Genomic DNA, 25555 nt, shown 5'->3' with positions numbered 1-25555 from the left:
GCCCTGCTCAGGCGTCGCGGCGCAGGAACGCCACAACCTCGAGGATCAGGAACGCCACGACCCAGACGGAGAAGATGCCCAGCGCCGCCCACCCCACGGCGAGCACGTTCTCGCCTGTCGGGTCGGTGGCCGCCGACCAACGCGACGCGGTCGACCACGGCAGAATCCTGGCCAGCCACTCGGCCCGCTCGAAGAGCACGAACTGCAGGATGTTCTCGACGATGAGCCCGCTGATGATCGGGACGGCGATTCCGACCGCGGTCTGGCGCACGATGCCCGCGAGGGCGAACGACGCCAGCGACCACAGCACGACGAACACGATGCCCCGCAGGAAGTACGTCGAGTCCACCGGCGTGACGCCATCCGGCGGGCTCGGGTATCCACGGAGGACGACGCCGAGGTAGCTGCCGAGGTACGACAGGAGCCCGATGGCCACCGCGGCCAGCACCACCACGGCGAGCTTCGCCGTGAGGATGCGGGCACGCTGCGGGAATGCCGTCAGCGTGAGCCGGATGATGCCGAAGCGATACTCCTGACCGATCGCCTGAGACGCGATCACGGACGCGACGACCGCGGTGAGGGTCAACGGGAAGCCGAAGGCGCCGTACCAGTCGCCGGCCTCCTCGCCGACCACGTTGCCGAACTCGTCGTACATCGTGCTCGGTGCTGCGATGAGCCAGCCCAGCCCGGTCGAGATCACGAGGGCGAAGGCGAGCGCGAGCTTGGTGGAGCGGATGGTCGTGAGGCGCATCCACTCGTAGCGCAGGGCGGCGATCATGCCGCACCCCCACCGGTCTGGAACTGCTGCTCGCCCGTGGTGAGCTCGAGGAAGGCCTCCTCGAGGCTGGCCGTGCGCCGCGTGAGCTCGCGCACCGAGAGGCCGGCTCGGAACGCTGCCTCACCGATCCGGTCGGTGTCCGATGTCGCGACCGCGAGACCGTCCTCCCCCTCCGGCACCGCTGTCAGGCCTTCGGCTGCGAGGGCAGCGGCAAGGGCAGCCGGGTCGGAGACGCGCACGAGGACGTCGTTGCGCGTGCTGCGGGCGACGAACGAGTCGAGCGACTCGTCCGCGATGAGCCGTCCCTTCGCGATGACCACCAGGTGCTCGGCCATCTGCTGCATCTCCGAGAGCAGGTGGCTCGAGACGAACACGACCTTGCCCTGGGCCGCGTACGCGCGCAGGAAGTCGCGCAGCCACTGGATCGACTGCGGGTCCAGCCCGTTCGCCGGCTCGTCGAGGAGCAGGACGTCGGGCTCGGCGAGGATCGCGCCGGCGAGGCCGAGCCGCTGCGCCATGCCGAGGGAGAAGCCCGACGGGCGCTTGTCGGCGACCTCGGCGAGGCCGACCAGGCGCAGCACGTCGTCGACGCGGGACGTCGGCACCGAGGCCTCGGTCGCGAGCATCCTCAGGTGGTTGCGAGCGGTGCGCGACGGGTGGAAGAACCGGGCGTCGAGGTGCGCGCCCACCGTCCGCGTGACGGGGACCCGTTCGGAGAGCCGACCGCCGTCCCACAGTGTCTGCCCGTCGCCCGAGTCGAGCCCGAGCATCAGGCGCATCGTCGTGGACTTGCCCGCGCCGTTCGGACCGAGGAAGCCGGTCACCGACCCTGGCTCGAGCGTGAAGCTGAGATCGTCCACGGCCCGTACCGCGCCGTAGTTCTTGCCCAGGCCGAGTGCCTCGACCGCCATCGCTGTCCCCTCTCCCGCCGGCCGGTGCCGACGGTGCGCGTCTCGTCCATCGTGGCGGATCGCCCGGTCCGGCAAGGTGTCCCCTGCCGGTCGGGCGATCCGCAGCCGACGCTAGGTGCCCGCAGCAGGCCCTGGCCTCAGGGCCCGACCCCCGACCGACCCTGAGCCGCACCGGCACCCCGCCCAGGCCCCTGACCTGCTGTGACGGCCGTCACGGGTGACGTTCACCTCGCTGACACGGGGTCAGAACACGGAGTTCACGGACCGATGAAAGCGTTGTCATGGACAGAGCGCAGGACCCGGAGAACCCGGGTCGCGCTCCTGACGGACGCAGCTCACGAGGCCGCGTCCCCGAGACGAGAGGAGGTGACCGCACATGGGAACCCTCACCGACCTGCGCCGGAGCCTGGCTCCGGAGGACGTCGCCGAGACGATCGCGCTCTGGGATCAGATGCGCGCCGCGGCCATCAGCGAAGCCGACCGCCAGGAGATCGACGAGATCTTCTCCCGGCAGGTCCCCTGACCGGGGACCTGCCGCAGCGGGCCCAGCGCCCGTGACCCCGACGCCTCGCGCGAACCTCTGCGCGGGGCGTCGTCGCGTCCGGACCGCTCAGCCCTTGAGGCCGCTGCTCGCGACGTTCTCGACGAAGGAGCGCTGCGCCAGCAGGAACACCGTGATCGGCGGGAGCATCGCGATCATCACGCCGGCGAGGACGAGGTTGGCGTTGTCCGCCGCTCGGCCGCCGAGGGTCGACAGGGCGACCGCCAGCACGTTGTTGTCGAGGTTTCCGCTGTCGAGGATGATCAGCGGCCAGATGAACGAGTTCCACGCATAGAGGAACGAGAACGTCGACAGCGTCGCGATGGCCGGGATCGACAGCGGCACGAAGATCTGCCACAGGATGCGCCATCGCGAGGCGCCGTCGATGACCGCCGCCTCCTCGAGCTCCTTCGGGATCCCGACGAAGAACTGGCGCATCAAGAACGTGCCGTACGCCGTGAACACGAACGGGATCACGAGGCTCACGAGGTCGTTCACCCAGCCGATCGTCACCATGAGGCGGTAGAGCGGGATCAGCAGGACGACGAACGGGATCATGATCGATCCGAGGTAGAACAGGAACAGCTTGTCGCGGCCCGCGAACTTGATCCGGGCGAACGCGTAGCCGCCCATGATGCTCGTGAGCACCTGGCCGACCACGACGAGGATCGTGATGAGGACCGTGTTGGTCAGTGCGCGATCGAGCGAGCTGAGCTCGAGCACCTCGGTGTAGTTCTCGGTCCGCCACTGCACGCTCTCCGCGGGAACGGCGTTGGTGGACGGCGCGTAGACCGGTGGTGCGTTCGGGTTCGCGGGGTCGACGTACTCGTTCACGATGCGGGTGCGCTCGAAGTAGACCTCGACCGGCTCACCGCCCGGGGGCGTGTACGTGAAGACCTCGCGGGTCTCGCCGCCGACCTCGACGGTCTGACCGGTCGGCGTGACGTTCTCCTCGGTCGTGAACACGACCGTCTCGTTCGTCGCCACGCTTCGGTACTCGTTGGCGCTCTTGCCGCCCGCGACCTGGGCCAGCTCCTGCGAGGTGTCGCCCACGGTCACCGTGAAGACGGGGTACTCCACGCCGTCGATCTGGGTCGTGGTCGGCTGGTACGGCAGGAGTCGCGGCGGATAGGTGTTGATGTCCTCCGCGGTCTTGAACGAGCCGAGGAATGCCAGCAGGAACGGGATGAGGACGATGAGGCCCGCGACGCCGAGGATCAGATAGACAGATCCCCGCGCCGACTTCTCCTTGAAGCCCCGCGCCTTGCGCCGGGTCGACGTACCGGACATCAGGAGCCCTCCACTTCTGCGCGCTGACGGCGGAACTGGGCCAGCGTGAAGATGAAGATGAAGATGAACAGCACCCAGGCCACCGCGGACGCCAGTCCGAACGCGTTCTGCTGGAAGCCGAGCTGGTACAGGTACACGACCGGTGTGAGCGTCGCGTTGTTCGGGAAGCCCACCGGGTTCGGCTGGTTCAGCGCGTAGACGATGTCGAACAGCTGCAGACAGAGGATCACGGTCGTGGCGGTCACGAAGAACGTCGTGGACCGAAGCGACGGGAGCGTCACGTTGCGGAAGCGCTGCCACGCGTTCGCGCCGTCGAGCTCGGCGGCCTCGTAGAGCTCCTTGCTGATCGACTGCAGGCCCGCGGAGAAGAGCACGGTGTTGAAGCCGAACTGGGCCCACGAGAAGACGATCACGACGGTGATCAGCGCGATGGAGGGCATCCACCAGTAGTCCGGGAGGCCGAACGGCGCCGACGGGTCGGACAGCCAGCCGATCTCGACCTGTTCAGGGAGCGGGTCGCCCGGAAGGACGCTGTTGACCCACTGGCCCCAGGTGCCGAGCACCCAGTTGATCGTGCCGCTCTGCGCGTTGAAGAGCCGCTTCCAGATCAGCGTGACGCCGATGACGCCGGCGACGCTGGGCACGAAGAAGACCGCGCGGAAGAGCTTCACGCCCGGGTAGTTCGTGTGGATGAGCACCGCGAGGATCAGAGCGCTCACGACCGAGAGCGGGACCGCCAGGATCATGAACCAGAAGATGTTCGTGAGCGACTTGTGGAACAGCGGGTCCGTGACGGTCGTCGCATAGTTCTCGAGCCCGATGAACGTCGGGGACGTGAGCCCGTCCCAGCGGAAGAACGAGATCACGAGCGAGAACGCGAGCGGGAAGGCGAAGAACGCCAGGAAGCCGACGAGGTTCGGCGAGAGGTAGAGCCAGCCGACCATGCGGTCCGCCTGCTTGGCAGTGGCGCTGAAGTGCAGCGCCGCCTCCTGCGACCACATGATCCGGGCGGCGAGGATGCTGCCGACGGTGACCAGGAGGTAGGCGGTCGCCTGCACCGGCGAGGCCTTGGCGTTGTCGAGGATGAACGTGATGCCGGCCGGGATGTCGATGACGATGAGCCACCACACCGCTCCCACGGCTGCGGCGAGCAGGCCGAGACGGCCGAGCCACATCGCGGCGGCGGCAGCAGCGGTGCCTTCGCCCACCCGCTTCTCGATCCGGCGGGCGATGACCCACCACGCGATGCCGACGCCGACGATGACGAGCTGCCAGAAGGCGGCCTGGAACGCTCCAGCGAACAGGTCGAGGCCCTCGTAGAGGCCGAGCACCTCCGCCAGGAGAGCCACCGCGCCGAGGATCGTGGCGTACAGGAGGGTGAAGGAGACGCCCCGGGCGACATGGCGGCCGCGGGCGATGAGCAGCACCGCGAGCAGGTTGCCCACCAGGCCGAGGACGCCGATGGCAGCGACGGCGCTGCGGGGCAGCGACTCGAGCTTCCAGGCGCCGTTGGCGATGTTGAGCAGGATGAAGGCGCACCCGAGGGCGAGCAGCAGGTGCCAGGCCTGGACGAGACGGAGTCGCACCGCGAAGCCGCTGGGCTCCACCGGTGGCTCGGGTACCGCGGTGGTGGTGTCCACCGCGGGAGGTGCGGCTGTGCTCATGGGACGTCCCTGAGTCGTGGGTGCGTACGGGTGCGCGAGGTGGAGGGGCCTGGGGCGCCGGGAGGCGCCGTCGGCACACCCTCGAACGGGGCGTTCCGGTCCCGGGCGACGAGGGGCGCTGGGACGGTGGACGTGCGCGGCGTCGCGGGGGCGGGTCGGGTGACCCGCCCCCGCGAGCCGGTCGTGCGGGTGCTACTCGAAGGCGCCCGCGTCCACGGTGGCCTTGCACACCGACGAGGCGTACTCGTCGATCGTGATCTGGCCGTTCATGAGCGCGTTGATCTTGTCGTTGCTGGCCTTGTCGAACGCGGGCCAGTTGCCCTTCCAGAGCGGGCCCTCGGCGACCGGGTCGTTGGTGATCCCGTCGACGAACGCCTGGTTGTTGGTGGGCGGCGTGAAGGTGAGGAACTTGGCGATCACGTCGTCACCCTTGCGGGACGGGATGTTCGCGCCGAGCTCGGAGATCTGGCCCTGGACCTCGGCCGAGGTGAGCTCCTGGACGAGCTTCACCGCTGCCGCGGGGTTGGCGGTCTTCGCGTTGATCACGTACGCGCCCCAGAACTGCCAGTTCTTGCCGGGAGCAGCGCCCGTGGGCAGCGGCGCGACGTCCCAGTTGAAGTCCTTGATCTCACGGCTGCCGGGGGTGGCCCAGCGACCGTTCATGAACATGCCGACCGTGCCGCCCTTGAAGGGGGGCTCGCCGTCCTCACCGAACTTGACGGTGCTGCCGGAGTCGTAGAGGTCCTTGAAGAACTTCATGCCCGCGACCGACTCGGCCGAGTCGAGGTTGCACTTCGTGCGGTCCTCGCTGAAGAACGAGCCACCGGCCGAGTTGATGAAGTAGCCGTAGTTGGCCCACCACGAGTTGGCGGCGAAGCCCTTGACGCCCTTGCCGCCGTCAGCGGTGATCTTGTCCGCGACCTCGGCGAACTTGTCCCAGGTCCACTCGCCGTTCTTCGCGAGCTCGATCGGGTTCTCGGCCCCAGCCTTGTCGATGAGGTCGAGGTTGAGGTACAGCGCGAACGTCGAGACGTCGCGCGGGATGCCCCAGAGGAAGCCATCGGCGGGCTGGCCCGACGCCGGGTCGACCGTCAGCGAGGCGATCGGGCCCTCGTAGAAGTCGGTCGGGTTGAGACCGGCCGTGGCCGCCTCGTCGGCGAAGTTGAGGATCAGGCCGGCCTTCGCGAAGTCCGCGATGTCGGTGCCGGGGATCCAGAACACGTCGGGGGCGGTGCCCGCGCCGAGCTCGGTCTTGAGCTTGTCCTGGTAGGGCGAGCCCTCGGAGTTGCCGGCCTCGTAGGTCAGGTTGAGCCCGACACCCTTGGCGGTGATGGCGTCCGAGATGCCCTTGTAGACGTCGGCCTCGGCCTGGTTGTCAGGCCGGGTGCGCCAACGCAGGTCGACGGCTGCGACCGACTCGCTGGCCGATGCGGTCGGCGACGCGCTGCCGCTCGAACCGCCGTCGTTGCTCGTGCTCGCGCAGGCGCTCAGAAGCAGCGCCGTACCGAGCGGCAGGATCACCAGTGACTTGCGAATCCGCATGCGCACTCCTCGTTGTACTTTCCGTGTCGTCGTCCGCACGCGGCCGACGTCTCCCCCCGCGTGCCGGGCGGCACGTGGGTGTGGTGCAGGTGGGGCGGCTGCTCACGAGCGGCGCCGCCCCCGGTCATCCGACGACGTCTACCGACAGCCCGGCGGATCGGATGTTCGCCACCACGTCGGGGTCCGCCCCAGCGTCGGTGACGAGGTGATCGACGTCGGCGAGGTCGCACACGCGCGCCACCTCGACCTCGCCGAGCTTGGTGCCGTCGGCGACGACGACCGAGCGGCGTGTGGCTGCGACCATCGCGCGCTTGATCTCGCCCTCGGCGACGTTGCGGTTGGTGACGCCCCCGCGCACGTCCACGCCGTTGCAGCCGATGAACGCGAGGTGCGCGGACAGCCGCTCGAGCAGGAGCGTGGCGTAGGGGTTCACGAGCGAGTGCTGCAGCGGGCGCACCGTGCCGCCGGCGACGATGATCGAGATGCGCCCGGCGACGGCTGCGGGCTCGAGCAGCAGCGCGATGTTGAGGGCGTTGGTCACCACGGTGACGTCGCTCAGATCGGGGCGGTCGCGCAGCGCCGCGGCGATCGCGGTGGTGGTCGACCCGACGTCGAGGAGGACGACGTCGCCGTGCGACACCATCGCGGCGCAGCGCTGGCCGATGGCCGACTTCTGCCGGGCCGCGACGGCGGCCGCGGTCTCGAGCGGCTGCTCGGCGACGCCCGCGCCGCTCGCGACCGCTCCCCCGCGCACGCGGCGCACGAGGCCCGCGGACTCCAGCGCTGTGAGGTCCGAGCGGACGGTGACGGTCGAGACACCGAAGCGGTCGGCGAGGTCGGTGACGCGCAGGAAGCCCTCGTTCTCCACCAGCGCAGCAGTGCGGGCCTGCCGCAGCTCGGCGGGCACGCCCTGCTCCTCGCGCGCCGGGACGGCGCTGAGGGCGGCGGACGTGGTCGGGGTCACATGCCGACCTTCACTTGTTTTCGATCCTTTTGCAAGAGGTTCGAAAGAAGTCCGTAACGAACCGTTATGAAGACGAGACAACGCTGTGCTGCGGTCGAGCGCCCTCGAGCGGCAGGACATCGAAGGTCACCGTGGCTGCGACCCACGGGAGCCACGCACGGGTGTCAGGCAGCGTCCCGATGACGCCAGGTGAGCAGGACTCTGCATCCGGACGCAGCGTCTCGACTCCGCGGGTGCGCGGCCCGAACGAGTCGGAGCAGGCCAGGAGCGTGAAGCCGCACTCAGCGCCCTGCTCGCCCCGACCCCCGCCTGACCCACGCCGTCCCCGCCGCTGCGCCGCGGACGCGCCACCCGGCAGCGCCGCGGGTAGCGTCGGAAGCGGACCACGGCACCCGTGACCACGCCCGGGCGATCAGTGCACGACTGCCAGGAGGACCCATGAATACCCCCACCGCCGACGAGGTCCGGGCCGCCGTCCGCGAGCACTACGGCCGCGCCGCCGAGCAGTCGCAGTCCTGCGGCTGCGCAACCACGTCCACCTGCTGCGACAGCACCCCGGCCACCGCCCCGTTCGGCGCCGCCCTCTACGACGTGAGCGAACGCTCCGAGCTCCCCGAAGCCGCCGTGCTCGCCTCCCTCGGCTGCGGCAACCCCACCGCGCTCGCCGAGCTCAGCCCCGGCGAGGTCGTCCTCGACCTCGGCTCCGGCGGAGGCATCGACGTGCTGCTCTCAGCGCGCCGAGTCGGACCGACCGGCAAGGCCTATGGCCTGGACATGACCCCCGAGATGCACGAGCTCGCCGTGCACAACCAGGCCGTGTCCGGCGTGTCCAACGCCGAGTTCCTCACCGGCACGATCGAGGACATCCCGCTCCCCGACGAATCGGTCGACGTGATCATCTCCAACTGCGTCGTGAACCTGTCCCCCGACAAGCCTGCGGTACTGCGCGAGGCGTTCCGCGTGCTCCGCCCAGGCGGGCGCCTGGCGATCTCCGACGTCGTGCTCCGCCGACCGCTCTCGGCCGAGGACGCCGCCCTGATGGACCTGTGGGTCAGCTGCATCTCCGGCGCGATGCTCGAGGAGGACATGCGCGCAGGGCTGGTCTCCGCCGGGTTCGTCGACGTGGACATCGAACCGGTCCGCATCTACACCGGCGCCGATCTCGAGTCCATGGCCGGGGGCTGGCGCTCTGACCAGCCCGACGCTGAGATCCGTACGCGGGCCCGGGACGAGCTCGACGGGGTCGCCATGAGCGCGTTCATCCGGGCCACGCGCCCGACCTGAGCCGGCTGCCCAGCACCCGGACCTGTGCTCGTCGGGGGTCCGCACTCACGCGGACCGCCATCTCCGATCCTGTGCGCCCACCTCTCACGCTGCCGTGCTTCGCGCCGCCCGCTGGGGCTGGCGGAAAGCCGAATGGCGCCCCCGCTCAGGCCCCCACGGCACAATCGGTTCGCGACCTGGCAACCGACCGAGGCCCGGAGGCGAGTGGTCAACCCCCGCGGGATTTGGCATCATTGGCACTCGACGCCTGCGAGTGCCAACGGCCCGGCAGGCGTCGCGCGACATCGCGGGACGACCCGTCCCGCGAGCCCGGCCCGAGGAGAGCACCGTGCCCACCTACCAGTACTCGTGCACCGCCTGTGGCGAGCCGCTGGAGGTCGTGCAGAAGTTCACCGACGACGCCCTCACCGAGTGCCCTGCGTGCGGCGGCCCGCTGCGCAAGCTCTACAACGCCGTCGGCATCGTGTTCAAGGGCTCGGGCTTCTACCGCACCGACAGCCGCTCGGGCTCGTCCTCGACCGTCCCGGCGGGCGGCTCCACGAGCGGCACGTCGGACTCCGGCTCCTCCTCGCCCGCCCCCGCTGCGCCGTCGACCCCGGCGACCCCGTCGACGGGATCCACCTCCGGCGGCACCTCGGGGTCCGCAGCCTGATCCGGGCGCAGGCGCGCCGGCGCCTGTGGACGAGCCCGGCGGGCTCGCCCCTGGCCTCCCTACCGTCGCCGGGTGCGTCCTTCCCCCGCCCCGTCCGTCCCCGGCCGCCCACCCGCGTGGCGACGCCGGCTGCACCGCCATCGTGGCCCGGTCCTCGCGCTGCTCGTCGGCCTGCTCGTCTGGTCGCTGACCTCGATCCTGCGCCCGGCCCCACCGGAGGTCGTCCCTGTGCTCGTCGCCGCCCGCGACCTCCCGCCCGGCACGACCCTTCGCGCCGACGACCTCGCCACCGTCGCCCTGCCGGTGGCAGCGCGACCCGACGACGCACCGTCCGACCCGTCGTCGCTGCTGGGGGGCCAGGTCGTCGTCCCGCTGCTCGCGGGCGACCCGGTCCTCGCCCGGCACCTCCTCACCGCGGGCCTGCTCGCCGGGTACGGGCCGGACGTCGTCGCGACGCCGCTGCGCCTCGCCGACAGCGCCGCGCTCGCGGTGCTGCGCCCGGGGGACGTCGTGGACGTCATCGCCGCGGTGTCGGGGTCGACCGCCTCGGGAACCGCGGGCCAGGCGTCGGTCGTCGCCGCACGGGTGCGGGTGCTCCTGACGAGCGCGACCGGGGCGGGCGAGTCCGACGGCGGGTTCCTCGCGATGCCGGCGTCGATCGACGGGTCGTCGGTCGTGCTGGCCACCACGTCGTCGCAGAGCCTCGCCATCGCACGCGCTGCGGTCGGATCGCGACTGAGCGTGGTGCTCCGTGCCGGATGACCTGACGGCGGTACGCCGTGCCGTCAGCCTTCGCTAGGGTCGCTCGTCGTACGGGGCGGACTGGTGGAGGGACACATCATGGTCAAGGGATTCCGCGACTTCCTCATGCGGGGCAACGTCGTCGATCTCGCGGTAGCCGTCGTCATCGGCGCGGCGTTCGGCGCAGTGATCAAGGCGTTCACGGACGGGCTGCTCAACCCGCTGATCGCCGCGATCTTCGGCAAGCCGAGCCTGAACGAGGTCGGCACGTTCACGATCAACGGCGCGGTGTTCAGCATCGGCCTGGTGCTCACGGCGCTCATCAACTTCGTGATCATCGCGGCGGCGATCTACTTCTTCGTGATCGTGCCGATCAACGCGATCAAGGCGCGCAGCGCCAAGGAGGAAGAGGCGGAGACCGCGGAGGAGATCGTGCTCCTGCGCGAGATCCGCGACTCCCTCAAGCAGCAGGGCTGACCGACCGCACGACCACCGGAACCGCCGTACCGCGGGGCTCAGTCCCCGTGGTGCGGCGGTTTCTCGTCGAGGTAGCGGCGCAGGGCCGCGGCGTTGTCACCGGGCGCCGGGGCGCCCGCCGACCAGCCGTCGTCGAGGTCGTCGCTCGTCTGCTCGGGCACGAGGTCGACGTCGTCGAGCACGAGCCGCGGTTGCGCCGTGGGGTCGGGCGTCGGCTCGGTCATGCACCCATGGTCGCACCCGGCTCAGCCGAGGACGACCGCCTGGTACTGCTCGAGGTAGCGCGACTCCTCCTGCGGCGTCAGCACCCGCCAGGTGTGCGCCTGGGCGAGGTCGGCGTCGCTCGGGAAGATCGCGGGGTTGTCGACCTGCGTGGGGTCGACCTTCTCCATCGCCTCGCGCGCCCCCAGCACCGGTGAGAGGTACTGCACGTAGGCCGCGAGCTTCGCTGCCGCCACGGGGTCGTAGTAGTAGTCGATGAGCTTCTCCGCGTTGCGGTGGTGCGTCGCACCCGCGGGGATGAAGAAGACGTCGCTGTAGAAGCCGCCGCCCTCCTCGGGCATGTAGAACTCCACGTCCGGGTTCTCGAGCTGGATCTGCAGCACGTCGCCGGAGTAGCCGATGGAGGCCACGAGGTCGCCGTTGGTGAGGTCGGCGCCGTAGTCGTTGCCCGCGACGCGGCGGAACTGACCGCGGTCGAACGCTGCCTGCAGATCGGCGATCGCCTGGTCGAAGTCGGCGTCGGTGAAGCTCTCGGTCTGCTTGCCGTCGGCCATGAGGAAGAACCCCATGGTGTCCTCCATCTCCGAGGAGATGGCGACCTTCCCCCGGAACTCGTCGGTGAGCAGCTCGCTGAACGACTTCAGCTCACGGCCCGCGAGCTGCTTGTTGTAGCCGATGCCGATCAGTCCGTTGAGGAACGGCAGGGTGAACCCGCGGCCCGGGTCCCACGCCGTGTCCGCGAGCGACGGGATCACGTTGACGGTGTTGGGCATCGCGGCGCGGTCGAGCGGCTCGATGTAGCCGTTGCGCAGGAAGCGGGCCGCGGTGACGTCGGTGAGGACGGCGAGGTCGCGGTCGATGCCGCGACCCTCCTTGAGGATGGGCGACTTCTTGGCCCAGAACTCCTCGTTGTCGTTGATGTCCTCGCTGTACTCGACCTCGATGCCCGTCGCTGCGGTGAAGTCCGTCAGCGTCGTCGTGCCCTCGTCGCCCGGTTCGACGACGTCGATGTAGTACGGCCAGTTCGACCAGCGCACGAGCGGGTCGGCGTCCGAGGAGTCGGCACCGGTGAACGACGCCGAGGGTGCACCACCGGTGGTGGCGGACGGGGTCGCGGTGTCGCCGGAGCGGACGCCGCACGCGGCGAGAGCCAGGCCGGCCCCGAGCCCGATGCCGCTCGACAGCATCGAACGACGGGTGATCACAGGCCGGTTGGTCGCCAACGGCGGTCCCTCCTCGAGGACGCAGCGAAGTGGAGGAGCAACCGTAACCGTTGCTCGGGCGACGTCGTTCAACCGGGGCGCCGCGCACGTCGCAGCGCGGCAACGCACGCGGACGGTGCGACGATGGAACGCGGGCGATCCCGGGCCGCGCCGGCCACGACCTGGAGGACGAAGCGGTGAGCACGACGGACGAGCTGGGCGCCAAGGACCCGGCTGAACGGCGCCGCCGCATCCTCGCCGCCGCGGTCGAGGTGCTGGGCGAACGCGGCTTCGCAGGAACCCGCGTGGCCGACATCGCCACCGTCGCCGGCACCTCGCCCGCCCTCATCGTCTACCACTTCGGCTCGCTGGACGGCGTGCTCGCCGAGGCGGTGCGTTCGGTGGAGGACGACTTCTTCGACGACTACGAGAGGCTCGTACCGCCGGGCGCCGACGCAGTGGAACGGCTGAGGCTGACGGGCGTGATCGGTGCGGACACCGGGCCGGCCGTCGGCAACTGGGTGCTCTGGATGGAGATCTGGGTCCGCGCGCTCCGCGACGACAGGACGCGCGAGATGCGCCAGGCCATGGACGCGCGCTGGCGGGCACACATCCGCGGTGTGATCGAGGACGGCGTCGCCGAGGGCTCCTTCACCTGCCATGACCCGGAGGCCTCGGCCGTGCGGCTCGTCGCCGTGCTCGACGGCCTGGCTGTGCAGGTGTCGCTCGGGGACCCGTCGGTCACCGAGGACCGGATGGTGGGGCTCTGGCTCGACGCCGCGGCCGAGGAGGTCCACCTCCCCCGCGAGCGCCTCGACGCCTGACCCGTGGCGGACAATGGCGTCGTGACCGTGTCCGCCGACCCGCGCCTCGTGCCGCTCGCCGAGGACGACTGGCGTGCGCGTGCCGCCGCTCACGCCGAGCGGGTCGACTCCTGGACCGCGCCGAGGCTCGAGCGCGCGCAGCGCGGCGAGAAGCACCCCGTCGACGACTTCCTCTTCACCTACTACCCGACGCGCCCGGGGCAGCTGCGCCGGTGGCACCCCGGGCTCGGCATCGCGCTCCTCGGCGGGGGCGAGCTCGGGAGCGATGCGGCCTACACGACGGTCGAGATCGACGGCGCCCCGGCAGCCACCGTCGATCCGCGGCACTTCGCGCGCCGACGCGACGGCCTCGCCTGGGTCGAGGGCCTCGTGCGGTCGAGCGCAGACCGCCCGGCGCGGCTCGGCTGCTTCGGGCTGCACGAGTGGGCGATGGTCTACGGCCTCGAGCAGGAGGAGGTGCGGCACGAGTCGTGGGCGCTGCGGCTCACGCCCGACGAGATCCGCGACGTCGTCGACGACAACGGTCTGCGCTGCACGCACTTCGACGCGTTCCGCTTCTTCACGCCGGACGCCGTCCCGCTGAACGAGCTCGCGCCCACGCGCGAGACGCAGCCCGGCCTCGACCAGCCGGGCTGCCTGCACGCGACGATGGATCTCTACAAGTGGGCTGCGAAGTACGACGCCCTCGTCGGCAGCGACCTCGTCGCCGACTGCTTCGCGCTGGCCCGTGAGGCGCGGCGGCTCGACATGGAGGCCGCGCCGTACGACCTTGCTGCGCTCGGCTACGCGCCGGTGCGGGTCGAGACACCCGAAGGCCGTGCGGAGTACGTACGTCGTCAGCGCGAGCTGATGGACCTGAGCGCACCGCTGCGCAGCCGGCTGGCCAGGGCGCTCGCGTCGGGGCTGGCCGCGGTCGACGCCACCGCTTGACCCCGACCCGCCGCCCGCCCAGCCAGGGCTGCGGCAGGATGTCGCCGTGCTCCACCTCCGCCTGCACGTCCCTGAGGACCGCTCGCGCGACGCCGTGCGCCTGCTCTCCGGCGACTCCGCCGTGACGCACCTGGCGGTGTACCCAGGTGCGGCGCGCCAGCCCCACGGCGACGTGATCGAGTGCGACGTCGCACGCGAGGGCGCGAGCCTCGTCATCGAGTCGCTACGCGACCTCGGGATCGAGCACGACGGGGCGATCGTCGCGAGCACTCCCGACCTCGTGCTGTCGGACTCGGCTGTCGCAGCGGAGGAGGCGGCGCCGGGACTCCCCGGCGATGCGGTCGTGTGGGAGCAGGTCGAGGCCCGCACGAGCGAGGAGGTCTCGCTCACCATCACGTTCCTCGTCTACCTGTCGGTGGCCACGATGCTCGCCGCTGTGGGCGTGCTGCTCGACAGCCCGATCCTCATCGTGGGCGCGATGGTGGTGGGCCCTGAGTTCGGCCCGCTCGCTGCGATCTGCGTGGCGATCGTGCAGAAGCGGTGGGATGTCATGCGCAGGTCGCTGAAGGCGCTCCTCGTCGGCTTCCCGGTCGCGATGCTGGTGACGGTCGCGTTCACCTGGGGCCTCGAGCTGCTCGGTCTCGCCGACGCGTCGATGCTCACCGCCGACCGACCGCTCACGTCGTTCATCTGGCGGCCCGACGCCCTCTCGTTCGTCATCGCGTTCCTCGCGGGCATCGCGGGGATGCTCTCGCTGACCACGACCAAGTCCGGCGCCCTCGTCGGAGTGCTGATCTCGGTCACCACCGTGCCTGCGGCGGCGAACGCGGCGGCCGCGGTGGCTCTCGGCGTGTGGGCCGAGGCGTCCGGGTCGGTCGCCCAGCTCGCCCTGAACCTGTCGGCCATCGTCGTCGCCGGGATCCTCACGCTCTACACCCAGCGGTGGTGGTGGACGCGCCGCGAGATGCGCCAGACCCGTGACCGCGGGGCGATGGGCGTCGCGGAGGCCGCCCGCCGCTCGGCCCGCCGAGAGGACTGACCGGCGCCTGGTGGTTTGATCGCCGCATGACCAGCCCCGCGCCGTCCGTCCTCGCCGCCCTCGAGTCGCTCGGCCTCGACTACCGGGTGCTCGTGCACACCGCACCCGTGCGCTCGCTGGCCGAGGCCGCCGCCGCGCGAGGCGTGGACGTGGTGGACGTAGTCAAGACCCTCGTCGTACGACGCGGGGACGGCGACTACCTGTTCGTGCTGGTGCCCGGCGGCCGCTCCATCTCGTGGCCGAAGCTGCGCGCCCTGCTCGGCGTCTCGCGGCTGTCGATGCCGCCGGCCGAGGAGGCCTTCGAGGCGACCGGGTTCGTGCGCGGCACGATCACCCCGCTCGGATCAAGCACGGCATGGCCGGTCGTCGCCGACGTCGTCCTGGCCTCGCGCGGCGAGATCACGCTGGGGTCGGGGTCGCACGAGGTGGCGATCGCCGTGCAGGCGCTGCCGCTCATCGAGGCCACCGCCGCGGTCGTGGCGGACGTGACCGAGCCCGAGTAGCCGGGCGGCCGCGTCAGCGGCCGCTGGTGCTCGGCGCGCGCGTCTGCTGGGGCGGAGTGCTGGGTCGGCCGTCCGGGCCCACGGTCTGGGCGGTGGGCTTGCGCGTGCTCCCGGGCGGAGTGGTCGCAGCGTTGGTCCGCCCCGGGGCCGCGGTGGGCTTGGTGGTGGCTCCCGGGTTTGACGTGGGCTTGCCGGGTGCAGCGGTCGGCTTGCCCGGCGACTTCGTGGCGAGGATGGGCGCGCAGTACTCCTCGATCGTCTGGTCGTTGGCCGAGGCGGCCTCCGAGAGCACCTTGAAGGCGACCGACTCGCCGCTCTGGTCGTCCGGGCCGTTGTCGGCGAACGCGATGCAGAGGCCGAGGAGCGCCTTCGCGTCGAGCGTGGCGGCGGGGCCGGAGCCGTTGCTGCTCGGGGTGTCGGTGAACTCCGACTGCCCGCGCGACGACGTCCCGTCGGCCGACCCCTCGGTGCCGTCGGTCCCGTCAGAGCTGGAGTCCGGGCCGAGGGGCGTGGGCGCGGGGGCGCCGAGCACCTCGTGCGCGATCCGCTGCAGGTTCTCGGGCAGTGCGCCCGAGAAGGCCGCGGCGGCGGTGCCCGTGAGGAGGACGGCGCCCATGACGCCGAGGACGGAACCCACGGCGACAAGAGCGGGCCGGCGATTGACCGAGCGGAGCGGGACGACGACCCCGGCGGACTGCGCGTGCGCGGCGACCATCGCGGCCACCGCGGTGTCGGCGTGCGCCAGCTCGTCCTCGGTGCCCGGCGCGCTCAAGGCCCCGAACAGCTCGGAGAGATCCATCGAAGCCTCCAGCTCCTGCGGCTCATCCCCTGAACCGTCCGGGGGGAGAACGCCGTATGTGCTCATGGCGTTACGCTCCGAAGTCCACGTTCGGTGAGCTCTCGCTCCAGGCGTCGCAGCCCCCGGTGGACGAGGACGCGCACGGCTCCGGGCGTACGTCCCATGACCTCGGCGATCTCCGCGTGGTCCATGCCCACGACCACGCGCAGCATCACGGCCTCGCCCTGATCGCGCGGCAAGGTGCGGATGAGGGCGAGAGCGTGCGTGGTCGCGTCCTTCTCGAGGACCAGCTCTGCGACATCCGGCACCGATGGGCCGGCGTCCGGGACGTCGTCGAAGGAGGCACCGGGCCGGCGGGTCTCGTAGCGGATGCGGTCGATGAGCTTGCGCCGCGCGATGGCGAACACCCACGAGCGGAAGGCCTTCTCGGGCCCGACGAACGCGCTGACACCGCGCGCGACCTCGATCCAGGCCTCGGACGCCGAGTCCTCGGCCAGCTCCCAGTGCAGCGAGCGGAGGTAGCGCAGCAAGGCGGGGTGCAGGTCGCGGTAGAGCGCGTCGAAGGCTCGCTCGTCGCCGGCTGCGGCTCCCGCCAGCACCCCCGCGAAGCGCTCCTCGAGCACCCTGACGCTCCGTCCTGTTCCCGACCCCGGGCCTCTGCCGGGGCATCACAGCACACCACACCACAGGCGGGGCCGGGGAGCACCGGCCGGGAGACACCGCCGGTCGAGCGGCGTACCGTCGAAGGAGTGGGGACGTCCGGGGTGTTCCGGACCGCCGCGCAGGCCGCGACGGCGCTCTCGCTCGCGCTCGTCCTCTCGTCGTGCGGCTCGCCCGCCCCCGGGCCCAGCGGATCGACGTCGCCGTCGCCGTCGCCGTCGCCGAGCGTGAGCACGACCACCCCTGTCCCCGAGCCGACGCCGACGCTTCCGGGTGCCGCGACGACGCCGGTGTCGCGGCCGCCGGGCGACGACGGGTTCGGCCTGCTCACCTCCGTCCGGCTCGCGGGCCATCCCGGCTACGACCGGTTCGTGCTCGAGTTCCGTGACGCGGTCCCCGGCTACCAGGTCTCGTACATCTCCGGGTCGCCCACCGCCGACCCGTCCGGCGACCTCGTCGAGGTGGAGGGGAGCGCGGTCCTCTGGATCAGGCTCGAGCCGTCCTCGGGCTGGGACCTCGTCGGCGCGCCGGACGAGCCGACGTACACCGGCCCCGACCGCGTCACGGGCGACACCGTGCGGGTGACCGAGGCGGTGCGCACCGGCGACTTCGAGGCGGTGCTCAGCTGGGTGCTCGGCGTCGACGGCGAGGCGCCGTTCGTCGTGACCGAGCTGTCCGGCCCGCCGCGGCTGGTCGTGGACGTCGCGACCGCAGGCTGACCGCTCAGCGGGAGACGTGCAGGAGGACGTCGGCGAGGCTCGAGCACACCGGAGCCTGCGGGTCCACGTCCACGAACTCGGACCTCGGCGCGTGCACGCCCACGAAGCGGACCCCGGCATCGCGCGCGGCCGCGGCGTCCCACGACGAGTCGCCCACCATCACGGCGGTCGCGGCGTCCTCGCCGAGGAGCTCGAGCGCCGTACGCAGACCGTCACCGCTGGGCTTGGGCCGTACGACGGGGTCGCGCCCGACCACGACGTCGATCGCCATGCCGTGCCTCGCGAGCACCGCGGCCGCGACGTCGGGCGGCAGCAGCGTGACGACGGCGGTCGGTCGGTCGGCAGTGACCTCGACGAACTGCGTGGCCCCGGGCATGGTGACCGACCGGTCGACTGCCGCATGCTCGTGCACCGCGATGGCGCGGTCGACCGCGGTCCAGAGCTCGCCGGCGGGGAGGTCGCCGAGGATCGCCATGCAGGCACGCGTCGCCGACGTCCATCCGGTGTCGAGACCGAGGTCGACGGGATGCTCGCCCACGAGCTGCACGACGTCGGCTCAGGCTGCGTCGTAGTCGGTGAACAGCTGGACGTTGACGAGGGTGCGGTCGAGGTCGAGGAGGAGGGCGCCGGCCATGGCGGGAGGCTAGCCCTTCGGCCACCTCATGCCGAGAGTGATCGGACCCGGGCAGCCAGCGCGGGGTCGACGTGGACGTGCGCCTCGAGCCAGGCCACCGTGGCGAGGGTCGACTCGGGGGGCCGGTCGCAGCCCTGCGCCATCCGGCCGAGCAGAAGCAGGCCGACGGTAGAGCCCGGGCGGCGAGGCGCACCGACGACCGCCCTCCGTGTCCCTAGCATCGGGGCAACGGGAACCACGCAGGCCGGAGGAGTGACTGTGAACCTCGAGAAAGTGATCTTCGGGTTCTTCGTGCTCCTCGCCGCGACGCTCAACTTCGGCTTCTTCATCGGGGACATCGACGACCCGTCGGTGCACAACCGGTACGAGCTCTTCGCCGCGGTGATCGTCAACTTGATCGCCACCGTGCTCAAGTTCGGCGACCGCACCCAGATCGGTGCGGTCCACCTCGCGACGAGCCTGGTCGCCGACCTCCAGCTCATCGCGGCAGCCGTCGTCCTGGTCTACGCCAACAACGTAAGCCCCGAGGGCATCACCCCCGAGGCGATGGCGAGCGTCGTCTCGCTCTCCGCAGGCGCCCTGCTGGCCAACCTGGTCTCGGTCGTGCTGCTCGTCGTCGAGACCGTCTCCTACCGACGTCGGTAGGCCGGGCCATGTCGTGGCTGGAACAGGCTCCGAGCAACGCACGCGTGCGCGAGGCCGTCGGACCCCAGTCGTCCGAGGCGATGTTCCTCGTCCTTCGCCGGATGCGGACCCCGTTCATCGTCCTCATCACGATCTTCTCCATCAGCGTCCTCGGGTTGACGCTGATACCGGGGACGTCCGAGGACGGCCCATGGCGGATGGGCTTCTTCGACGCGTTCTACTTCATGAGCTACACGGCCACCACGATCGGGTACGGCGAGATCCCGCAGCCCTTCAACGACGCGCAGCGGATGTGGGTGACCCTGTCGATCTACCTCACGGTCGTGGGGTGGGCGTACGCGATCGGTTCGCTGCTGTCCCTGCTCCAGGCCCGCCCGTTCAAGCAGGCCATCGCCGCGCAGAGGTTCCGTCGAGCGGTCACCCGGATGCGCGAGCCCTTCTGGTTGATGGCCGGCCACGGGCAGACCGGTGAGCTGCTCGGCACCTGGCTCGATGAGCTGGGCCGCCGGTTCGTCGTGGTCGACCACCGCGAGGAGGCGGTCGACGACCTCGACCTCGGGTCGTACGGATCCGACGTACCGGCCATCGTGGCCGACGCGCGCAATCCCCAGATGCTGGTGCAGGCCGGCCTCAAGCACCCCAGCTGCGCAGGGGTCCTGGCGCTGACCGACGACGACGAGGCGAACCTCGCGATCACGATGGCCGCGACGGTGCTGCGGCCGGACCTGCCGGTGATCGCGCGGAGCTCGTCGTCGGCGATCACGGCGCGCATGCGGGCCTTCGGCAACCCCACGGTGATCGACCCGTTCGACAGGTTCGGCGACCACTTCACCGTCGCTCTGCGCGCCCCCGCCTCGGAGCAGCTGTCGAACTGGCTCACCCGCGCCCCCGGCGCTCCGCTGCCCGAGGCGCACGCGACCGTCGAGCCGGGCCTCTGGATCATCTACGGCTACGGCCGTTTCGGACGTGAGATGACCCGCGACCTGCGCCGCCAGGAGCTCGAGGTCATGGTGATCGACGCCGGCACCGGACTCACCGACGACCCCGAGGGCGCCGACGACGTCATCGTCGGAGACGGAACGAGCCGAGACATCCTCGAGCGCGCCGGCATCGGCCGCGCCGTCGGATTCGTCGCCGGTACGGACAACGACATCACGAACCTCTCGCTCGTGGCAGCCGCCCGTAAGTCCAACCCGACGATGTACGTCGTGGCCCGGCAGAACCAGCCGTCGAACACCGAGCTGTTCGAGGCGATGCGCATCGACCTGCTGCTCGTCCCCACGACCGTGGTGGCTCAGGAGGCGCTCGCCCACATCGGGGCTCCGATGCTGTGGCACTTCCTGGAGTCGACGGCGCACCTCGGCCAGGCCTGGGCGTCCGCGCTGCTGGACCGGCTGCTCGAGCGCTGCGGCTTCGGTTCCCCGGAGCTGTGGGAGGTCGCCGTGAACGCCACCGAGGCACCTGCCGTGGAACGTCGGATGGCGCACCACCACGTGCTGCTCGGCGATCTACTGCGCGACCCGCTCGACCGCGACACGACGCTCGACGTGGTCTGCCTCATGGTCGACAGCTACCTCGGGACCACGCTTGCCCCACCCGACGACCACCGGTTGCATGCCGGCGACCGGCTATTGCTGGCCGGCAGGCCCGCCGCGAGGCGGTCGATGGAGTCGACGCTGCTGGTCGACGCGTCGGCGGCTTACTGCTTGTCCGACGAGCCGGCAGCCTCGAGCTGGGTCTGGCGGGCGCTCACCAGGGAGAAGGACTGACCGAGCCCGGCTACGGCTCGAGGACCGCGCCTGCCTTGAGGAGGGCGCGCGCGACCTCGTCGTGGTTCTGCATCAGGGCACTGTCGAGCGCGGTGTCGCCCAGCTTGTTGACCCGGGAGTGGTCGGCGCCGCGGTCGAGGAGCACCTGCACGGTGTCGAGGTGGCCCTGGTGCGACGCGACGATGAGCAGGGTGTCGCCGTTCGGGCTCGTGAAGTCGACCGGCACGCCGGCGTCGAGGTACTTCACCAGCTCGGCGGTGCGGCCTTCGCGCGCGGTCTCGAAGACGCGCAGCGCGATCGTGATGATGTCGTCCGGGCCTGTCATGCACTGACCGTACCCAGTGCCGGTGACGGCGCTGTCACGTGGGCGTGACCGCCTCGAGCAGCTCGAACCCGTGGCGGTCGACGCTCGCCGACGTGCCGGAGAGGATCACCACGCCGGTGCCCGCCGCGCGGTCGAGGCCCCACCACGAGGCGAAGCCCCCGGTCTGGCCGTTGTGCCAGGTGATGTCGCGGCCCTTGCGGCTGAGGATCATCCAGGCGGCGCCGATGCGCACGGCCGGGCCGGCGAACTGCTCGACCGGGTCGAGCGCTTCGAGGCCCGGTGCTGACCGGTTGAGCAGAGCCTCGGTGAGCGCGGTGAGATCGCCCGCGGTGGAACGGATCGCGCCAGCCGGGGCGAGCGCCTCACCGACCCAGGAGTCGCGGGCACGTCCGCTGCGCGTTCGGCCACGGATCGCGTTCACCCGCAGGTCGTCCACCGTCTCGGTGACGTACGTGCCAGCCAGGCCGAGCGGCGCGGTGAGCCGGTCGCGCAGGAGCTCGGGGTACGTCGTACCTCCTGCTGCGGCCACGGCATGGCCGAGCAGCTCGAAGCCGAGGTTGGAGTAGGAGTGCCGTCCGACCTGGCCGACCGGGGTGCGCTGCGCCTGCTCGAGCAGCTGCCCGAGGGTCTCGCCGTACGGGTTGGTGCCCCGGGTCCACAGCTCGAGCGTCTTGGTGATCGTCTGCGAGCCCTTCGGCAGGCGGGGCAGGCCGCTCGCGTGGGTCGCCAGCGACCCGAGCGTGACGCGCGCAGCGTCGCAGTCGGGCAGCGGCAGGACGTCGCCGAGCAGCGTGGTCGGCTGCACGATCCCCCGCTCGAGGGCGTCGGAGTAGAGCAGGCCGGTGATGGCCTTGGACAGCGACCCGATCTCGAACTCCGACTCGAGCGGTGCTCCGTACGACGCGACCGTCGTACCGGCCGGCGTGACGACGGCGACGGCCGCGACAGGGTGCGTGGAGCGCAGCAGGTCGCGCAGGCCCTGGGCGAGGACCTCGTCGCCGAAGAGCCGTACCTGAGCCATGGGCCGACCCTAAGCGGCCGTGAGGTCGTGACCATCTCTCACTGCCCCGGCAGGATCCGTCGCCGCGGGGCCGGGCGGGCGCCTTCGGCGCGGGGCAGCGTCGAGCTCCTCCCGAATCAGAGGAGGGGGCACCTCCAGACGGCGGCCTTCGGCCGAGTGGAAGTCGGTGCCCCCGGCAGGATTCGAACCTGCGACACACGGTTTAGGAAACCGATGCTCTATCCCCTGAGCTACGAGGGCGTAGGCAAGACCCTGGAGACAACCCCGCAGGGCTCTGACCAGGAACTTTGCTGGGTAGGTACGTAGTTTAGGGCCTCACAGCAGTGAGGCTGCACGCTGGTCATCGTCGCGTTTCACGTCGCCTGACACGGCCATGCCGGCGCAGGACCGCCCTCCAGCCGGGAGAACCGAGCCTCCACCCATCCCGGGGCGGTTCGCTGCGCTCATCCGCCCGCGCTCCCCACCGCCGCGCCCTCCCGGCGCGTGTCGAGCGTTCGGCGCACCCAGCGCACCACCTCGTCCACGCCCCACACGACCACCGCGAACAGCGGGAGCACAGCCACCTGCTCGACGGGGGGTGCGGCCATGCCGAGGACGTCGCTCACGCCCGGGACCAGCACGACGAGCGCGGCGAACGCGAGCTCGAAGGCGATGCCCCAGAGCAGCAGGCGGTTGGACAGCACCCCGATCGACCACAGCGAGGCGCGGTCGGTGCGCGCGGCGAAGGCCGTGCCCACCTGGCAGGCGACGATCCCGAGGAAGGTCATCGTCGTGGCCTGGAGGTAGACGTCGTGCAGAGGCGCTCCGACGCTGACGTCGGCGCCCGGGCTCCAGCCGCCGGCGAGCAAGGTCCAGAAGAAGGCGCCAGTGACGAGGACGGCGCTCACCCCACCCAGGAGCAGCCACCCGCGCAGCAGCAGCGCGCCACGGATGAGCTTCTCGCCGCTGGGCCGCGGCGGCTGGTGCATGAGGCCCGGCTCGGCCTGCTCCCGGCCGAGAGCCAGGGCCGGCAGCGTCTCGGTGCCGATGTCGATGCAGAGGATCTGCAGCACCGTGATCGGCAGCGGCACGCGCCCGCCCGACAGCGCGAACACCAGGAAGGGCACGACCTCCGGAGTGGCGTGGGCGAAGATGTAGAGCACGAACTTGCGGACGTTGTCGTAGACGCGACGGCCCGACTCGACCGCCTGCGCGATCGTGTTGAAGTTGTCGTCGGTGAGCACCATCGTGGCCGCCTCGCGGGCCACGTCGGTCCCGCTCCGGCCCATGGCGACGCCGATGTCCGCACGACGCAGCGCGGGCGCGTCGTTGACGCCGTCGCCCGTCATCGCGACGACGTGACCGCCCGACTGCAGCGACTCGGCCACGCGCATCTTCATCTCCGGCGACGAGCGAGCGATGACCATCTCGCGGCCGCCGGCGAGGAGGGCGTCGAACTCGTCGTCGGTGAGGGCGTCGAGCTCGGAGGCGTTCACGGGGAGGAGGTCCGGGCCGCCGATGCCCACCTCGCGTGCCACCTCGCCCGCGGTGAGCCGGTGGTCTCCGGTGAGCACGATGACGCGGATCCCCGCGGTGTGGCAGCGATCCACGGCGGTCCGCACCTCGGGGCGCGCAGGGTCGAGCAGCGCGACGAAGCCGGTGAGCACCAGGCCCCGCTCGGCGTCGTCCCGCTCCTGCGGCACGTCGCCGCCGTCGAGCTCGCGGTAGCCGGCGGCGATGAGGCGCAGACCGCGTGCCGCGTACCGCTGGGTCGCCGCCAGGACGAGCTCGCGCCGCGCATCGTCGAGCGGCACCTCGGTGCCGTGGTCGTCGAGCAGCGCGGCGCTGCGCGCGAGCACCTCCTCCGGCGCTCCCTTGGTGTGCACGACGGTGCGGGAGCCGACGTCGTCGACGGTGGTCATGAGCCTGCGGCCGGGGTCGAAGTGGAACATCGCCCGCCGGGCGGCCTCGCGCGGCCGCGGGTCGACGTCGGCGCCGATCACGCGGGCAGCGGCGAGGAGCGCGACCTCGGTGGGGTCGCCCGTGCCGGCCGGACCTGCGTCGGGTCGCGCCGGATCGTCCGGCGCGAGCTCGGCGGTGTTGCAGGACGCGAGCACCTCGGCGAGCCGGCGCAGCGGCGCGAACTCGGCGTCGGCCATGGGGGCGCCGCCGAGCCACTGCTCGCCGGACGTGGTCCACACGAGCACCGCGTGCATGCGGTTCTCGGTCAAGGTGCCGGTCTTGTCGGTGCAGATGACGCTCGTGGCGCCGAGGGTCTCGACCGCGGAGAGCCGCTTGACGAGCGCCCCCTTGCGCGCCAGCTCGCGGACGGCCACGGCGAGCGCGAGCGTGATCGTGGGGAGCAGCCCCTCGGGGACGTTCGCGACGATGAGGCCGATCGCGAACGAGGCCGAGTCGGCAAGCGAGAGCCCCGCCATCAGCGCGCCGATCGGGATGAACGCCAGGCCGACGCCGACGCTGACCAGCGCGATGAGCCACGCCACCTTGCGGACCTGGGTCTCGAGCGGGCTCGGCTCGCGCACCACGCGCTGGGTCAGTGCAGCGATACGGCCGAGCTCGGTGTGCATGCCGGTGCGGCTCACCAGCGCTACGGCGTCGCCGCCCGTGCACGACGTCCCGCTGAACACGAGCGACGCGGCCTCCATCAGCGGCACGCCGCTGTCGGGTGCAGCCGCCGTGCGGTAGGCAGGCAGCGACTCGCCGTTGATGGTGGACATGTCCACCTCGAGCGCGCCCTCGACCAGTCGTGCGTCGGCGCAGACGCGGTCGCCCTCGGTCAGCTCGATCACGTCGCCGGGCACCAGCTCGCGCGCCGGAATCTCGCGCCGACGCCCGTCGCGACGCACCACCGCCTTCTGCGGGAGGTACGCCGACAGCGCCTCGACCGCGCGCTCGCCCTGCCGCTCCTGGACGAAGGCGAACCCGGCGTTGAGCCAGATGACGAGGACGACGGCGATCGCGAGCACCGGGGTGCGGATCGCCCACGCGAGGGCGGCGGCCACCCACAGCAGCAGCGCGAGCGGATGGATGAGCTGGTCGAGCAGGTCGCGCCAGGGGCTGCGCCTGGCGGCGCGCCGCAGCTCATTGGGCCCGTACGTCGCGAGGCGTCGCGCGGCCTCCCGCTCGGAGAGCCCGCGCCGGCTGGAGCGCAGGTCACGGAACAGCAGGGCGAGCGGCTCGGTCGGCGCGAGGTGGCCCAGGGCGGCGCTCAGCTCGCGAGCCTGCTCAGGTGCGAGCTCTGCCCGCTCCCGAGCCTCGGCCTCACCGTTCTCCGCCATCGCTGCACCCCCGGCGGCCGGCACAGACGTCGCGGCGCCTGCTCCCAGGATCCGCCGTCCGCTCCCGCGATGCACGGCCGGAGCGCACGGGAACCGCAGGGCGACCCGGTCACCGTGGCCCTGGGCGACGTCGCGGGACGG

The 25555-nt window shown here is 71.4% G+C and carries 26 protein-coding genes and 1 tRNA gene; 12 read left to right on the top strand and 15 right to left on the bottom strand.

Annotated elements, in window-relative coordinates; genetic code table 11:
- Window positions 1-7 precede the first annotated feature (7 nt).
- Complete coding sequence (locus tag ACFQGU_RS02365; RefSeq protein ID WP_386763744.1) at window positions 8-778, bottom strand: ABC transporter permease; 771 nt, start codon at window positions 776-778, stop codon at window positions 8-10.
- The gene (locus ACFQGU_RS02360; RefSeq protein WP_386763743.1) at window positions 775-1689 is read right to left on the bottom strand and encodes an ATP-binding cassette domain-containing protein; all 915 of its coding nucleotides are present in this window, start codon (window positions 1687-1689) and stop codon (window positions 775-777) included. Before ACFQGU_RS02360 ends, ACFQGU_RS02365 begins: the two co-directional genes overlap by 4 nt.
- A gap of 376 nt (window positions 1690-2065) precedes the next feature.
- Here ACFQGU_RS02360 and ACFQGU_RS02355 point away from each other — a divergent pair, with 376 nt between their 5' ends.
- Complete coding sequence (locus ACFQGU_RS02355) at window positions 2066-2212, top strand: hypothetical protein (protein ID WP_386763742.1); 147 nt, start codon at window positions 2066-2068, stop codon at window positions 2210-2212.
- An 87-nt stretch (window positions 2213-2299) separates the two neighbouring features.
- Here ACFQGU_RS02355 and ACFQGU_RS02350 read toward each other — a convergent pair whose 3' ends face one another.
- From ACFQGU_RS02350 to ACFQGU_RS02335, 4 genes are all read right to left on the bottom strand, one after another.
- Window positions 2300-3520, bottom strand: a complete 1221-nt coding sequence (locus ACFQGU_RS02350) for a carbohydrate ABC transporter permease (RefSeq protein WP_386763741.1) — start codon at window positions 3518-3520, stop codon at window positions 2300-2302.
- Window positions 3520-5184: a carbohydrate ABC transporter permease gene (locus ACFQGU_RS02345; RefSeq protein WP_386763740.1), complete on the bottom strand. Its 1665-nt coding sequence runs from the start codon at window positions 5182-5184 to the stop codon at window positions 3520-3522. Before ACFQGU_RS02345 ends, ACFQGU_RS02350 begins: the two co-directional genes overlap by 1 nt.
- 192 nt (window positions 5185-5376) lie before the next feature.
- Window positions 5377-6726, bottom strand: a complete 1350-nt coding sequence (locus ACFQGU_RS02340; RefSeq protein WP_386763739.1) for an ABC transporter substrate-binding protein — start codon at window positions 6724-6726, stop codon at window positions 5377-5379.
- Window positions 6727-6850: 124 nt separating this feature from the next.
- Window positions 6851-7690 (bottom strand): DeoR/GlpR family DNA-binding transcription regulator, encoded by an 840-nt coding sequence (locus ACFQGU_RS02335; RefSeq protein WP_386763738.1) that lies wholly within the window; start codon window positions 7688-7690, stop codon window positions 6851-6853.
- A 438-nt stretch (window positions 7691-8128) separates the two neighbouring features.
- Here ACFQGU_RS02335 and arsM point away from each other — a divergent pair, with 438 nt between their 5' ends.
- The 4 genes from arsM to mscL all read left to right on the top strand — a co-directional run bounded on the left by arsM (window position 8129) and on the right by mscL (window position 10844).
- Complete coding sequence (arsM, locus tag ACFQGU_RS02330; RefSeq protein WP_386763737.1) at window positions 8129-8974, top strand: arsenite methyltransferase; 846 nt, start codon at window positions 8129-8131, stop codon at window positions 8972-8974.
- A 328-nt stretch (window positions 8975-9302) separates the two neighbouring features.
- On the top strand, window positions 9303-9626 hold the full coding sequence (locus ACFQGU_RS02325) for an FmdB family zinc ribbon protein (protein WP_386763736.1): 324 nt from the start codon (window positions 9303-9305) through the stop codon (window positions 9624-9626).
- A 72-nt stretch (window positions 9627-9698) separates the two neighbouring features.
- Window positions 9699-10388, top strand: a complete 690-nt coding sequence (gene cpaB, locus ACFQGU_RS02320) for a Flp pilus assembly protein CpaB (protein WP_386763735.1) — start codon at window positions 9699-9701, stop codon at window positions 10386-10388.
- 78 nt (window positions 10389-10466) lie between these two features.
- Window positions 10467-10844, top strand: coding sequence for a large conductance mechanosensitive channel protein MscL (gene mscL / locus ACFQGU_RS02315; protein ID WP_386763734.1), 378 nt, complete (start codon window positions 10467-10469; stop codon window positions 10842-10844).
- A 38-nt stretch (window positions 10845-10882) separates the two neighbouring features.
- Here mscL and ACFQGU_RS02310 read toward each other — a convergent pair whose 3' ends face one another.
- Window positions 10883-11068: a hypothetical protein gene (locus ACFQGU_RS02310; protein ID WP_386763733.1), complete on the bottom strand. Its 186-nt coding sequence runs from the start codon at window positions 11066-11068 to the stop codon at window positions 10883-10885.
- 21 nt (window positions 11069-11089) lie between these two features.
- Window positions 11090-12271: an ABC transporter substrate-binding protein gene (locus ACFQGU_RS02305; RefSeq protein WP_386763732.1), complete on the bottom strand. Its 1182-nt coding sequence runs from the start codon at window positions 12269-12271 to the stop codon at window positions 11090-11092.
- A 194-nt stretch (window positions 12272-12465) separates the two neighbouring features.
- Between ACFQGU_RS02305 and ACFQGU_RS02300 the strand changes: the two genes are divergently transcribed.
- The 4 genes from ACFQGU_RS02300 to ACFQGU_RS02285 are packed head-to-tail and all read left to right on the top strand — an operon-like array spanning window position 12466 to window position 15564.
- Window positions 12466-13092 carry a TetR/AcrR family transcriptional regulator gene (locus ACFQGU_RS02300; RefSeq protein WP_386763731.1) on the top strand — a complete coding sequence of 209 codons (627 nt, stop codon included), beginning with the start codon at window positions 12466-12468 and terminating at the stop codon, window positions 13090-13092.
- 21 nt (window positions 13093-13113) lie between these two features.
- Window positions 13114-14022, top strand: a complete 909-nt coding sequence (locus ACFQGU_RS02295) for a 3-methyladenine DNA glycosylase (protein ID WP_386763730.1) — start codon at window positions 13114-13116, stop codon at window positions 14020-14022.
- 46 nt (window positions 14023-14068) lie between these two features.
- A complete protein-coding gene (locus tag ACFQGU_RS02290) occupies window positions 14069-15061 on the top strand; it encodes a DUF389 domain-containing protein (protein WP_386763729.1) in 993 nt (330 codons plus the stop codon).
- Window positions 15062-15087: 26 nt separating this feature from the next.
- The gene (locus tag ACFQGU_RS02285) at window positions 15088-15564 is read left to right on the top strand and encodes an aminoacyl-tRNA deacylase (protein WP_386763728.1); all 477 of its coding nucleotides are present in this window, start codon (window positions 15088-15090) and stop codon (window positions 15562-15564) included.
- A gap of 13 nt (window positions 15565-15577) precedes the next feature.
- On the opposite strand, the gene ACFQGU_RS02280 is transcribed toward ACFQGU_RS02285, so the two are convergent.
- Window positions 15578-16363 (bottom strand): hypothetical protein, encoded by a 786-nt coding sequence (locus tag ACFQGU_RS02280; protein WP_386763727.1) that lies wholly within the window; start codon window positions 16361-16363, stop codon window positions 15578-15580.
- A gap of 62 nt (window positions 16364-16425) precedes the next feature.
- Complete coding sequence (locus ACFQGU_RS02275; protein ID WP_386763726.1) at window positions 16426-16986, bottom strand: RNA polymerase sigma factor; 561 nt, start codon at window positions 16984-16986, stop codon at window positions 16426-16428.
- A 126-nt stretch (window positions 16987-17112) separates the two neighbouring features.
- Here ACFQGU_RS02275 and ACFQGU_RS02270 point away from each other — a divergent pair, with 126 nt between their 5' ends.
- Complete coding sequence (locus tag ACFQGU_RS02270; protein ID WP_386763725.1) at window positions 17113-17742, top strand: AMIN-like domain-containing (lipo)protein; 630 nt, start codon at window positions 17113-17115, stop codon at window positions 17740-17742.
- A gap of 4 nt (window positions 17743-17746) precedes the next feature.
- Here the strand turns inward: ACFQGU_RS02270 and ACFQGU_RS02265 are convergent, their stop codons facing one another.
- Complete coding sequence (locus ACFQGU_RS02265; RefSeq protein WP_386763724.1) at window positions 17747-18280, bottom strand: HAD family hydrolase; 534 nt, start codon at window positions 18278-18280, stop codon at window positions 17747-17749.
- A gap of 354 nt (window positions 18281-18634) precedes the next feature.
- On the opposite strand from ACFQGU_RS02265, the gene ACFQGU_RS02260 reads away from it, so the two are divergent.
- On the top strand, window positions 18635-19021 hold the full coding sequence (locus ACFQGU_RS02260) for a DUF6394 family protein (protein ID WP_386763723.1): 387 nt from the start codon (window positions 18635-18637) through the stop codon (window positions 19019-19021).
- Between the two features lie 8 nt (window positions 19022-19029).
- Window positions 19030-20790: a potassium channel family protein gene (locus ACFQGU_RS02255; RefSeq protein WP_386763722.1), complete on the top strand. Its 1761-nt coding sequence runs from the start codon at window positions 19030-19032 to the stop codon at window positions 20788-20790.
- Window positions 20791-20800: 10 nt separating this feature from the next.
- Here ACFQGU_RS02255 and ACFQGU_RS02250 read toward each other — a convergent pair whose 3' ends face one another.
- The 4 genes from ACFQGU_RS02250 to ACFQGU_RS02235 form a co-directional block, all read right to left on the bottom strand.
- Window positions 20801-21115 (bottom strand): ankyrin repeat domain-containing protein, encoded by a 315-nt coding sequence (locus ACFQGU_RS02250; protein WP_386763721.1) that lies wholly within the window; start codon window positions 21113-21115, stop codon window positions 20801-20803.
- Window positions 21116-21149: 34 nt separating this feature from the next.
- Complete coding sequence (locus tag ACFQGU_RS02245; RefSeq protein ID WP_386763720.1) at window positions 21150-22136, bottom strand: serine hydrolase domain-containing protein; 987 nt, start codon at window positions 22134-22136, stop codon at window positions 21150-21152.
- A gap of 167 nt (window positions 22137-22303) precedes the next feature.
- Window positions 22304-22376: transfer RNA gene (locus tag ACFQGU_RS02240), tRNA-Arg, on the bottom strand.
- A gap of 203 nt (window positions 22377-22579) precedes the next feature.
- Window positions 22580-25414, bottom strand: coding sequence for a cation-translocating P-type ATPase (locus ACFQGU_RS02235; RefSeq protein ID WP_386763719.1), 2835 nt, complete (start codon window positions 25412-25414; stop codon window positions 22580-22582).
- Between the last annotated feature and the right edge of the window lie 141 nt (window positions 25415-25555).

It is taken from the genome of Longivirga aurantiaca (assembly GCF_042660085.1).
Classification (GTDB): domain Bacteria; phylum Actinomycetota; class Actinomycetes; order S36-B12; family CAIYMF01; genus Longivirga; species Longivirga aurantiaca.
This window is presented reverse-complemented; position numbering and strand designations above follow the sequence as displayed.